The organism is Petralouisia sp., from assembly GCF_056822245.1.
Window position 1 is genome coordinate 23,748 of the sequence record NZ_JBQIOP010000042.1, and the last position, 11,972, is coordinate 35,719.

General features: G+C 44.8%; 11 protein-coding genes. All 11 read right to left on the reverse strand.

Going from position 1 to position 11,972, the window contains the following annotated elements; translation table 11 throughout:
- Nucleotides 1–40 precede the first annotated feature (40 nt).
- Nucleotides 41–1,351 (reverse strand): SPFH domain-containing protein, encoded by a 1,311-nt coding sequence (locus tag ACTO17_RS14985; protein WP_482558505.1) that lies wholly within the window; start codon nucleotides 1,349–1,351, stop codon nucleotides 41–43.
- 2 nt (nucleotides 1,352–1,353) lie between these two features.
- A protein-coding gene (gene prfB / locus ACTO17_RS14990) for a peptide chain release factor 2 (protein WP_482558506.1) occupies nucleotides 1,354–2,476 on the reverse strand; the annotation gives its coding sequence in 2 pieces (ribosomal slippage) (nucleotides 1,354–2,400 and nucleotides 2,402–2,476; 1,122 coding nt in all).
- Nucleotides 2,477–2,577: 101 nt separating this feature from the next.
- Nucleotides 2,578–4,971 (reverse strand): ABC transporter permease, encoded by a 2,394-nt coding sequence (locus ACTO17_RS14995; RefSeq protein ID WP_482558507.1) that lies wholly within the window; start codon nucleotides 4,969–4,971, stop codon nucleotides 2,578–2,580.
- A gap of 12 nt (nucleotides 4,972–4,983) precedes the next feature.
- The gene (locus ACTO17_RS15000) at nucleotides 4,984–5,649 is read right to left on the reverse strand and encodes an ABC transporter ATP-binding protein (RefSeq protein ID WP_482558508.1); all 666 of its coding nucleotides are present in this window, start codon (nucleotides 5,647–5,649) and stop codon (nucleotides 4,984–4,986) included.
- Nucleotides 5,650–5,789: 140 nt separating this feature from the next.
- Nucleotides 5,790–7,298: a recombinase family protein gene (locus tag ACTO17_RS15005; RefSeq protein ID WP_023042387.1), complete on the reverse strand. Its 1,509-nt coding sequence runs from the start codon at nucleotides 7,296–7,298 to the stop codon at nucleotides 5,790–5,792.
- 89 nt (nucleotides 7,299–7,387) lie between these two features.
- On the reverse strand, nucleotides 7,388–7,564 hold the full coding sequence (locus ACTO17_RS15010) for a hypothetical protein (protein WP_015553872.1): 177 nt from the start codon (nucleotides 7,562–7,564) through the stop codon (nucleotides 7,388–7,390).
- A 133-nt stretch (nucleotides 7,565–7,697) separates the two neighbouring features.
- Nucleotides 7,698–7,901, reverse strand: a complete 204-nt coding sequence (locus ACTO17_RS15015; protein ID WP_117851693.1) for a hypothetical protein — start codon at nucleotides 7,899–7,901, stop codon at nucleotides 7,698–7,700.
- Between the two features lie 507 nt (nucleotides 7,902–8,408).
- Nucleotides 8,409–8,831, reverse strand: coding sequence for an RNA polymerase sigma factor (locus ACTO17_RS15020; RefSeq protein WP_004064265.1), 423 nt, complete (start codon nucleotides 8,829–8,831; stop codon nucleotides 8,409–8,411).
- Between the two features lie 476 nt (nucleotides 8,832–9,307).
- A complete protein-coding gene (locus ACTO17_RS15025) occupies nucleotides 9,308–10,861 on the reverse strand; it encodes a hypothetical protein (protein WP_023042384.1) in 1,554 nt (517 codons plus the stop codon).
- Nucleotides 10,858–11,562 (reverse strand): ATP-binding cassette domain-containing protein, encoded by a 705-nt coding sequence (locus ACTO17_RS15030; RefSeq protein WP_023042383.1) that lies wholly within the window; start codon nucleotides 11,560–11,562, stop codon nucleotides 10,858–10,860. The genes ACTO17_RS15025 and ACTO17_RS15030 overlap by 4 nt, the downstream gene beginning before the upstream one ends.
- Nucleotides 11,546–11,833: a hypothetical protein gene (locus ACTO17_RS15035; protein WP_023042382.1), complete on the reverse strand. Its 288-nt coding sequence runs from the start codon at nucleotides 11,831–11,833 to the stop codon at nucleotides 11,546–11,548. Before ACTO17_RS15035 ends, ACTO17_RS15030 begins: the two co-directional genes overlap by 17 nt.
- Nucleotides 11,834–11,972: the final 139 nt, after the last annotated feature.

Here is an 11,972-nt window from a genome sequence, read left to right on the forward strand (position 1 = left end):
CTCCTTATTCTGATAAAAACTAACATTCACGATATGGAAATTATTGTCCTGCCATTCCGGCCGGTTTTCCACACTCCGAGCAGAACTTGCCTTCATTAACCGCACCGCAGGCACAAGTCCATGTTCCGGCCGGCGCAGGCTTCTGTGCACCGCATTCGGAGCAAAATCTGCCGGTATTCACATGGCCGCAGCTGCAGGTCCAGGCTCCGGTCTGCTTCGGCTGAGGCTTTCCGCATTCCGAGCAGAATTTACCGCTGTTTTGCGCACCGCACTCACAGGTCCAGGCTGCCGGCCCACTGCCTGTATGCTGATTCGGATGAAGCTGTGCAGCATTGGGATTCTGCTGCATATTGGAATTCTGCATCTGCATTTGCTGCAGATTGGCTGCGGAGGCTGCAGACATGGCGCTGCCGCCGGCCTGCATCCCCAGACCCATTCCCATAAATCCCGCCATGGCACCGTTGGCATTGGAGCCTGCCGCTTCCATTCCTCTTGCCACATGGCCCTGCATATAGCCTTCCCGTACGGAAGGATCGCTGAGCATTGCGCCTTCGTTGCGCATATTGATCAGCTCTGTGGATTTCTCATCGTAAGAGACGCTGGCAATTCCTACTGCCTGAACCTCCATGCCCCGCATCCGGTTCCAGTCATCATCCAGGGTATCTGCCATGTATCTGCCAAGCTCCCGGCTTTTGGACGCCACATGGGAAATACGGATTCCGTCTGCGGACATCTGATTAATGGCAGACTGGAGAGCTTCTAAGAATTCGGAAAGATACTGTTCGTTGATATCTTCAATTTCCACCTGTCCGGCGTTTCTGGGAATCACTTCCTCATAAAACCGGATGGGATCAGTGATTTTAATGGAATACGTTCCGTGGGCCCTTAAAAACAGCTCCGCATTGTAAAAGTTATCAAAGTAATTGACCGGATTCCTGGTTCCGAATTTAATCCCTTTAATCTCCTGTAAATTGATATAAAACACGTTCTGTCTGGCAGGAGTCTGCCCGCCGAATTTGATCCGGCTGAAAGATTCCTTCACGGTATCTTTTAACTGTCCGTTGAACAGGGAGGGCAGAGAAGAATTGTCTACTTTATAATATCCCGGCTCTGCCGTATAATCCACTACCTTGCCGCCGTCCACCAACATCATAAACTGGTTGTCGTATACATGAATGACCGAACCGTTGCTGACAGTGTCTTCCGTTCCCTTCCGATTCTGCCCTTTTCTGGTCTTTACCCCTCTGGTAAAAACAGTCCGTTCTCCCATGTCATCCGGCTCATAGACTTCCAACCACTGGTCTGCCAGGCTGCCGGATACCGCCTGCGCCGCCGCTCTGATAATTCCCATTTTTAATCCTCCTGCGTTTTTCCAAGGCTTTTCCACTTCAGATAAGCATTGATAAACAAATCCAGTTTCCCGTCCATGACGCTGTCTACATTTCCGGTTTCCGCATTGGTGCGGTGATCTTTTACCATGGTATAGGGCTGCATAACGTAAGACCGTATCTGATTGCCCCATCCAATTTCCGTCACTTCTCCCCGGATATCTGCTGCCTTTTTCTCATTCTCCTCCTGCTTCAGGAGATACAATTTGGCCTTTAACATCTGCATGGCCTTGTCTTTGTTCATGTGCTGCGAACGTTCATTCTGACACTGCACCACAATTCCCGTAGGCAGATGGGTAATGCGGATCGCAGAGGACGTCTTGTTGATATGCTGACCGCCGGCTCCGCTGGAACGGTAGGTGTCAATCCTCAGCTCGTCATCCTTAATTTCAATGTCCAAATCTTTCTCAATATCCGGCATCACGTCACAGGAGGCAAAGGAGGTCTGCCGCTTGCCTGCCGCATTAAAGGGAGAAATCCGCACCAGACGGTGGACGCCTTTTTCTGATTTCAGATAACCATAGGCATTCTCTCCCCGCACTTCAAAGGTAATAGATTTAATGCCTGCTTCTTCTCCGTCCAGAGAGTCCAGTACTTCCACGTCAAATCCCTTGTCCTCCGCCCACCGTTTGTACATCCGGTAAAGCATGGAATTCCAGTCGCAGGATTCAGTTCCGCCTGCCCCTGCATGAAGGGATACAATGGCGTTTTCCATATCGTATTCCCCGGACAAAAGGGTTTTGATTCGGATATTTTCAAAGGCTTCTTCAAATTCCTGTAAGGATTCCTCGATCTCCGGGATCAGGGAAGCATCGTTTTCCTCATAGCCCATTTCCAACAGCGTTTCGATGTCCTCAAACTGACCGGAAAGCTGCGCATATGTCTCCACATCGTCTTTTAAACTTTTCAGTTCTTTCATTTTCACCTGGGAAAGTTCTGTGTTGTCCCAAAAATCCGGGGCTTCCATTTCCCGTTCTAATTCCTGGATTTTCTTCTCTTTGTTAGCCAGGTCAAAGTGAATCCCTCACTTCCACTAATGGTTTTTTGTATGTGTTCAACGTTGTTTTGAACTGGTCTAATTCTACCATTGTGTCACCTTCTTTCTAATTATATATTCCAGAAATATTATACGGGTTTCCCGTGGGAACGTCAATGGGCAGAGAGAAAATCTGCTGCCCCTGGAACAAAATCATCTTAATAACTCCATGACTGACAACTTATTTTGATATTTTAATGCCGCTTCTGTAATAGTACTGCTGCACAAAATGACAATGATACAGTAAAAAACAGCGATACCAAACGGAAACTGATAATTCAGATAACTCATCAGGCTGCTTTTCAGAAAACTGCAAACAGCATACCCAATACCGCCGCCAATGACAAGCGATAAGGCAAGGCCGACAGATACCACAATCAGACTTTCGTAATGTATCATGGAAGAAAGCTGCTTTTTTGACATTCCCACAGAGCGCATAAGCGCAAATTCTTTCCGTCTCGTTATAATACCAGTCAATATGGTATTCCATACATTCATTACTGAAAAGCAGCCTATGAATATGATTCCAGCTGCAAGTGCAAATTCTGTTCCCTGCAGAAAATTTTCGTTTTGGGCAACAGCAGACGAAAGGGTGACAGCATCCAAACGGGGATGCTCTGCCAAAATCTGTTCTATTTCTTTTTCCGCCTGCTGTTCAAAATCATCTCCCACACGAATTACATATTGATACGTCAAGTTGCTGTCTGCAATCTTTTTCATAGAATCAACTGACAATAATAACATATCAATCTTATCTCCATTGTTCCCTATTTTGGTTTTATCAAGAATTGCCGCTATCTCAAATTGCATATTCTCGCTATGATTTCCGTCAAAAACCTTCAATGTGACAGATAGGCCGACCTCTGGCTGCATACGGAACGTTTCCTCAAAATCATCTGGCCTGCCAATAATAAGCTGATTTTGCGATACCAGCTTCTCATAATCAGGAATTCTCCCATCTGAAATACAACTCTGCAGTAATTCCATATCCTCCTGTACAAATCCCACAATTTCTGCATCCGACTCCGCTGCCTGTAAATCGGCAGACACAGGGAGATGCCAGTCGTCTGCAATTTCTTTTATACCAGAAACATTAGCCAAATCATTGTATATTTCATCTGTAAAGGGACTTTCTGCCTGAACCTTCTCCAAAGCATTTTCCCGCAGTTCCTGATTGGTAAAACTTATCACAAACTGCCCTCTTGCAAAACCAGATAACGCCATTTCCCTTGCATCTACCGAGGAAAGGACAGATGACAATCCCAGCAGCAATACTCCCGTCAGGATCAGGGAACTTATCGTCAGTATATTCTTTTTCTTATAACGCAAAATTTGGATTTTTGCCAGAGAATACGCGGATAACCTGCGTTTTTTGGTATGTTTGCGTAAATTGTTCTCTGCTTCATAACGAGAAGCTTCTATGGGCGAAATAGTTGACGCGATCTTAGCCGGCTTTTGAATCGACAATCGCACTGTGATATAAGTCAGGGCTGCAGCCAACGGACAAACCCAAACTATATTGCTTATTCTGAACCCCTGCGGCACTAAAACATAAGATAACAGAGTCCCTGCGATCAGTCCAAACGGAACGGCAGCCAATGTAAGGTAGAAGCCTTCTTTCAGCACAAGACTTTTTATCTGTTTTGCTGTCATGCCAATGGTACGCAATTGACCATATTTCTTAATGGAACTGATAATCGAGATATAAAAAATACAATATATCACCAATATACCTGCCATGATAATAATCCCAAGACCTGCAGCTGCCGCGGCAATCATCAGGGCAGAAGGCTGACTAAGTTTAACAAAAGCTTCATTCACAGACAGCGGCTGTTTTATTCCAGCATCCGCAGCTATTTGCGCCGCTGTATCTGCAGCATTTCCATGTTCCGCCAAAACATCTTTCTTGATCCGAAACATAACCGCAGGCGGAAACTTCTCCCATCCATCTATCGCCGCAAAATATTCTTCCGAAACAACAGCGGCATACAAAGTTCTTTCTGTTCCGCCTGCCGCCGTTTCCAGATAACCAGATATGACAAAATCCGCTTTTTTCCGTTCATCAGAAACAGGCAATGAAATAATATCTCCAATCCCTGCATCTATTTTTTGACTAAGGAGATATTCTTCTTCAATTATGATTTCATTTTCCGCTTTCGGCATTTCCCCCTCGGAGACAGATAACCCGTTTAAAATGAGGCTGTCTTTATTTGAGTAAGAAATATTCAAACGTTTCTCACCATCTTTCATACTTCCTACCGCAGCGGTCAGCCCTGACAATGCTATACGCGGGTCTGCTGATATTTCACTGTACTGTTCTTTTGTCATACCGGAAATTAGTGCATGATAGGAGCCTGTAATATGATTGCCGCCAGTTTGATTCACATAAAGAATCCCTGAAGCCAACAGCAATACAGCCGTCATGAGAAACGCGGCCAATGCAATCGCAGCGGCAGTCAGCCACTTTTTTAATTTGTCATGCTTTAACTGGGCAGAAACAATTTTATCGATCACATAACTGGTATCATTTTCAAATGGTAAAGTCATTGTTCCACCTCCCTATGCCTTAATTTTTCCATCTTCAATTCGTACAATGCGGTCGGCAAGCTGCGCTATCTCCTGATTGTGGGTAATCATGACAATCGTTTGATTAAATTCACTGCCTGTACGTTTCAGCAGCCCCAATACATCCGCGCTGGTATGGCTGTCAAGATTTCCTGTTGGTTCATCTGCCAACACAATGGCCGGCTTTGTGACAAGGGCACGGGCAATGGCTGCTCTCTGCTGCTGGCCTCCGGAAAGATTGTTTGGCATATTATAAAGCTTATCCTCTAATCCCAGCATAGAAACCACCTCATTCATGAATTTCCGGTCCGCCATATCGCCATCCAATTCCACTGGCAGAACAATGTTTTCGTACACATTCAAAATGGGAACAAGATTATAGTTTTGGAAAATAAAACCAATGTTGCGGCGGCGGAAAATCGTAAGCTGTTCATCATTCATTTCCGCAAGTTCTTTACCCCTGACGCGGACAGAGCCAGATGTGGGAATATCAAGACCTCCCATCATATGCAGTAAGGTGGATTTTCCGCTGCCGGAAGTGCCCACCACCGCCACAAATTCCCCCTGCTCCACCGAAAAATCCACCCCGTCAAGGGCCCTGGTAATGTTTGGCCCGGCTCCATAATATTTTTTCAAATCTGTTGTCTGCAAGACACTCATGCGAATACCGCCTTTCTTCGTTTGATAGGCATATTATAAAATTGAAATGTAACAGAAATGTCCTAAACGCTATGGAAACATCGGTGTACAAGGGGTACAAACGAGATAAAATAGAAATGAGGGTCGATAGAGTGGAAGTATCAGATTTTCCACTCTATCTGAACACGGTCGCTGGTCGCTCTGATTGTCAAAATCAGAATGTCAGCGGCTTTTCTTTTGTCGTCAAAATCTATGCTGTCCCAGTTGTCGAGATAATACGATAACTTTTTTATCTGCTGGGGCGATATGGTTTCAACGCTCAATTCGGCGATTGCCTTTGAAATGGTCTGGCGTCGGGTGTCCAGTTCTTCAATTTTTTTGTTGGCGTAGGCAAGCAAGGTCGCATTGGCTCCGGTCAGCGTGTCCAGCAGCTTTTCAATTTCTGCCTCCACCTGTGCCAGTTCCACTTGATAGGCAGTCAGTTTCGGATTGACTTTTTCCTCTCTGCCGTGGAGTATCTGAAAGTCTTTGAACTTTTCCTGCATGGCCGAGAAAATGAATTGCTCAAATTCTTCTTTGCGGATTTTCCCGCAGCCCGGACAGCCTTTATTTTCTGTCCGTTTGGTACAGCGGAAATACCCGGTGTTGTTTGGTACATGGGTGGCTTTCAGAGCATACCCACAATGCCCGCATTTGATTTTTCCGGCCAGCCAAGTATTTTTCGGTTTCCGTCCCTGCTGAAAGGTGGTATTTGCCATAAGTTTTTTCCGGCATTTCAGCCATGTGTCAGAGGAAATGAGTGCTTCGTGGGGAGCGATAACAAGTATCTGGTCTTTTAAGCACCTGTCCTTGTCCTCCTTCACATCCCGCCCCTGATAGAGATAGCAGCCGTTTGTTCCGGCAAAGTCGGAAGCGTCATTCACAATCGCTGCGCCCTGGCTCTTGAAAAATTCGTACAGCTCCAAATCGGCCTGTGCGTAAACGGGGTTTCTTAAAAGCTGGGAAAGAAATGTACGGAACATGGATTTGCCATAAATTTTTATGTCATGTTCCTCGAAGTATCGGGTAATATCTCCGAAGGAGGTTTCCGGTTCAGCGTACATTTCAAACATCAGCCGAACATGGTCGGCGGCTACGGGGTCGGCAACCATTTTCTTTGTGCGGATACCCTCTACCACAGTAGGCTCTAACTGATAACCGTATGGTGCCTGCCCGCTCATGTGGAAGCCTTTCAGGCACCGGGAATAGTAGGCGTCTGTGACACGTTTCTGAATTGTCTCCCGTTCAAGCTGGGCGAATACAATGCAGATATTCAGCATGGCCCGGCCCATTGGGGTCGAAGTATCAAACTTTTCCGTGGAGGATACAAACTCCACATCGTACTCTTGAAACAGCTCCATCATCGTTGCAAAGTCCAGAATAGAGCGGCTTATACGGTCCAGCTTGTACACGATGACCCGCCGGACCTTTCCCTTGCGGATCTCGCCCAGCAGCTTTTGAAACTCCGGCCTGTCCGTATTCTTACCGGAATAGCCTTTGTCCTTGAATACCCGGCAGCTCCCACCTTTCAATTCATACTTGCAAAAGTCGATCTGACTTTCAATGCTGATACTGTCCTTGCGGTCTACTGACTGTCTTGCGTAAATACAATCTTCTCTGATAAATTCCATATTGGGCTCCTTTCCTTGTTGGAATGGAGCTACCAACCTTACAACTATATTATACCATCAGCAGCCCCGGACAACAATGTTGCGAATGATTAGGGAAATCTGTCCCCATATTTGCTGAACACCTCGTAAAGACAACGCTCAATTTCTTTTTTGCGCTGTTCTTTCTCCTTCGGGGGAAGTACCGGCGTGAGGCTTTCCAGCACAATGATCTTCCCTTGAAATGCGACAGACTTTGTTTCTCGTTCATAAGTGACAGCTTGCGTCATTGAAAACCTCCTTTGCGAAAGTGCGTGTATATGCCAGCCTTTCCCACTTGTCCCGTGGGGAAATGTCAAAAGACGGCACCCAGCAGGTGCCGCCCTTTGAGTTTTCTCCACTTCGGGTCAATGTGGCCCGAGGTCAGTAAGGACTGGAAAGGTACTTTTCTTTGGCGTCCTCCACGCTGTTGAGGTCGAATACTTCATAAAGCTGCCCCACAACACGCCGTATATCCTTCTTTGAAAATCCGCAGTCCTCCATTGCCATAATGACATAACCACGGCAGGCGTCATTGCTCCATTCGTCCGGTTCCAAGCCGGGGATCATTCCAAACGCATTTCCCATAAAGTGCTCCTTTTTTGAAAAGATGGGGAGCCACGCCGGATCGGTTGGCCTATCATCAGACAGCATTGCCGGGGGCTCCCCATAGGTTTTCACTTCATTTCAGACACACCGGACGGGCATAGGCTTCATGCCCCATAGTATTTCAACTCTCCCCATTCTGATGGCAAGGCGTTCTCATTGCCTGCGACGGCTCACGGCTTGCAAGGCCGCTTCAACGCTCGAACTGTGACTAAACGCAAGTATCCGGGTTCTACGCCTGTTCCGGTGGAGCCAGCCTTGCCCCACCTATGGCATGGACCTGTTCGCTCGCTCAGTTTTACAAAGACTGTATTCTCTGAAATCCGAGGTCATGGCGGGTCTGTCACACAGCGCGTTCCCCTTCGTATCCGGGTGTCTTTTTATTCAATTTTCAATCTGCATGAGGCTTGTCTGAACCTCGGGCCATTGTGACCCGAAGTGTTTTGCCTCTCATAAGCCATTTCATTTTCCGGCCCAAATCGGTACTCATTACAAAGAATTTTTCAAAATTTTTTCTAAGCGCCGCAGGCCTCGCTCGATTGCGACACGAACCACTTTTTCATGGACGCCCTCTGCCCGGGCAATGTCCTGTTTGGTCATGCCGAGAATGAAATGAGCATAAATCCGTTTTGCCTGTTTGTCCGGCAGACTGGAAATCGCTGCGTGAAGCTCCTGCATGGTCACTTTCCGTTCATACAGTTCATGGGGAGATAAAGCAACAAAGACAGCTTCATGCTCCAGCCCGTCATCCCGATCAAGGGAATAATAGGCTTTGTGGCGGTATGTACGCAGCCGATAAGCAGCCTCTTTACGATCAAACTCTTTGAACATTTCTGCAACTTCTTCCGATACTTCCATGAAGCAATCTGATGTATAGAATGGGTAATAGTCCCGCAAATTGATAATAGCCATATTGACCTCCGTTTCGGTTGTTGGTTGACGAGTGACCGAAACGAAGGCGGCGGGGAGCGGCACCGGGGAATGGCTTCGGGCCAACATGACCCGAAGCTACCCCATAAGAACACAAAAGCGCCCGGGCGGCATGAAGCCACACGGACGCATGAAATTACATATTCATTTATGTATTGTCTGATTTCACATTCATAACCAGACTGTCCCGGAGGGGGCGCTACGCTTTTTTTAGCTGGTGCAGATCATGGGTACTGTGAAAAAAGGCAAAAATAGACACGGCGGCAATCCTCCTATATGCCGCCGTGGATTTACACGGTGTTAGGTCGTCGTTGGTTTAGGGTAGACGAAAAAACGGCGGCTCTGAAAATCAAAGCCGCCGCTTCATAGGCGCATGGAAATGTGTCTGCTGTACGACGGCTTTTTTTCTTTTGCCGTCGTGCGGCAGAATATAAGGGATAGATTGCTTTTTATATGTCTTATACCCTTTGACGAAATGTATCAGTTGAATATTTCCTAACCAAAGATATGGCAATAAAGTAGTATAGAATACACATTCCTATGGAAATTACACCGAGAAATATAGAAGATGTTTTTATCTTTATAACCCTTAGAAAGATAAAAAAGGGTGCAATTTCAAGAATACGATAGTGACCACTTTTCACATCTGTTCCAGAAGTATAGGGTTGTAACAGATAGTACATCAGCAGATAGTGTACGGAGAAAAATGCGCTTAAACACATTGCCAACAAAATCCATAAGATGTAGTCTGTCACTTTTCCAATGCCGTTGGCGTACATTATAACGCCCAAGCCCATTCCAATCGACAACGCTGGCAGTATATTTATTTTGATAAGTTCACGCAATCGTATAATGAACAATTTGAAAACGAGGTCAGCTTTCTTGAAAAAATTGTAGTTCAATAAGCTATAATCGCAGTTCATATACAAAGCCTTTGTGAAACTCCCGCCTCTATTTACCAGATACATCATAAAAAACAGGAATGATGGCGACCATTTCGACAGCACCAATTGCATTTTGGATGGACACAAGTAGCTTATAAGCAATAACACAACTGTTAATGCCATGAAGCCTAAAGCAATTTGGTTTGAAGATCTCCACAAAACTTTCCTGTGCCGTTTTACAAACAGCGCATTTAGATAGTCTGCACCTTTTTTACTACTGTATATGTTCGGCTCAAAAGATATTGCCTGTTCGGCGTGATTATATTCATTCGGCGTTACTGAGCATATTGCCTGCGACAAAATCTGGCGGTACAAGGAATGATAAAGACGAAAAGAACAGACTTTATAAACTGAGAGGATACTTCCCGCAATAGCAAGTGCCATAAGCACTGTACTTAACTCAATAGGCAAAATTACCCCTAAAAGAGGAAGGCCATAGGCACAAAGTAATAATAAAAATATCAAACCCCAAATTATAAAATTTATCTTATCTTCGTTGGGGGCATTTCCTGTACGCTCATAATATTTCAAAAGGATCGCAACAACATCCAGTTTTAGGCCCACCACGAAAAAAGGAATTAGCACAGATTGCAGAATCGGAAGTCCTATCAAGCAACTTGATAAAGCCCCCATTGCGGCAAATCCAATAAATGTTTTCAAAATATAATAACTGTAATTACTCACAGCATAGTATCGACTGTCCATCCGCAAGAGCATAAGTGCATAATACTTATCTTTTTTCGGCTTGAAAATGTAGGTGTTTGTAAATGAACCAAGAACCGTTAAGAAAATAAGTATATGAAAAAATAATTGCGGTTTAGCAACTGCCGGATAAAAGGAAATTGCCCATAGAAACATTGCCCCAAAATAAATCAGTTTTTCGGCAAATGTGGATATAATTTCCCAAAGAACAGATAACACATTCGCAAAACACTTTACCTTGTAAGAGCCATAAAAACCGTCCGGTAAAAAATGCTTGATGATCGGAGTCTGTTTAATCGCATACATAATGCAGTTGACCTGATATGTGTTTTTCAAGAGGAGGGACACCATTAAAGTTTTTATCATTCCGTTCCCTCCCTGAGAGCGGATATAATCCTCTCTTTGAAAGCCTCGCCATTCAGATCGGAAAATTCCAAATGCTCCAGTAATCCATGATTCAGTAAGACAATCTCATCACATAGATTTAGAGCCAAATCCATAATGTGCGTTGAAAGTATTATGATAGAATGTTGTTTTAGCGTGCGTAGAAGTTGCTTCATTTCTTCTGCGACAACAACATCCAGCGCAGTAAGAGGCTCATCTAATAACAGAACAGGCGGACAAACAATCATATTCACAAGCATTTGCATTTTGTTTTTCATACCATGTGAGTAATCTTTGAGCAGTTTATCCCTATCTGCTACATTAATCGCTATTTCCTCAAAATATTCATCTACTGTCTTTAGATTAGAAATATTCGCTTCGTTAATATCTAAAAAGAACTTCAGAAATTCACGCCCTGTCAGAAATGCTGGTACAGTAGGAGTAGAGAGTACATATCCTATATCATCGGGTTGTATAGGTCTTTTCTGATTGCTCGAAAGTAAATATAATTTGCCGCTGTCCTGTTTTATATCGCCGTTTAAGCAGTTAAAAAAGGTTGTTTTACCTGCTCCATTGCGCCCAAGCAGCCCGTAGATTTTCCCACTTGAAAATGTAAAACTTATATTCTGCAAGACCTGCTTTTCCCCAAACGATTTTGATAGATCTTCAATCACTAATTCCATGTATATCCTCCTTACTACGGCTCTTTTTCAAAGTGGCTCTTTCTGATAACCAAGTAATCGTAAACAAGACGAATAGCAATACAAAGGGAAGAACTGTGCGAACGGAAATCTCCCACTTCATGTACCAAATCAGGGTTCCTCCCGAAATAATCGTCAAGACCGGCATAATACTACCGAGCCATACAACCTTTCTTGAACTCAGCCCCTTTTGGATTAAGAACAGAACAACAGCACCCACTACCCAAATAAAGGTTTTTACAAACTCAATCATTTCATTACCTCCCGGTTTTTTGTTGCTTTTATCGTAGCATCGGGTAGGAGGTAGATAATTATTTTATCTACCGACCTCCCACACCACCGTACGTACGGTTCCGTATACGGCGGTTCCTTAGTTTTCACATACTTTCAAA